Origin of the sequence: Halomonas sp. ND22Bw (assembly GCF_003011945.1) — a bacterium.
Taxonomy (GTDB): Bacteria; Pseudomonadota; Gammaproteobacteria; order Pseudomonadales; family Halomonadaceae; genus Halomonas; species Halomonas halophila.
The window spans coordinates 1-424 of the sequence record NZ_PXWD01000213.1 but is presented as its reverse complement, the minus strand read 5'-3'; the positions used below and the strand labels follow the sequence as shown (position 1 = coordinate 424).

General features: G+C 59.9%; 1 protein-coding gene. It reads left to right on the top strand.

Annotated elements, in window-relative coordinates; genetic code table 11:
- Positions 1–424 (top strand): Eco29kI family restriction endonuclease (locus CVH10_RS17735; RefSeq protein ID WP_146143010.1); only part of this gene is annotated, 424 nt, incomplete at both ends.

Genomic DNA, 424 nt, shown 5'->3' with positions numbered 1-424 from the left:
ACTACAACGGCCCATTTCCGCTGTATGCGCCCATCAGCGGAAGCGAGACGCCAATCTACGTCGGCCAGGCCGCGCCCGCGATCAACAATGCCCGTACCCCGCTGGAGCAGGGGCCGCGGCTTTGTGGGCGTCTTTCAGACCACCGTAAGAACATCGGTACGGCCATCACCACGCTCGACCTTGCCGACTTTCAGTTCCGATCGCTGGTCGTTCAGAGCGGCTGGGAAACGGCGGCCGAGGATTACATGATCCATCTGTTCCGACCGATTTGTAACATCGAGACGAGCATACTCTATGGCTTGGGCAAGCATGGATATGACGCGACCACCCGAGCCAATAAGCGCTCGCCGTGGGACACGCTCCATCCCGGCCGGAAATGGGCGGAAAAGTCCAAGGAAGATGCCAAATCGCCGGCAACGATCGA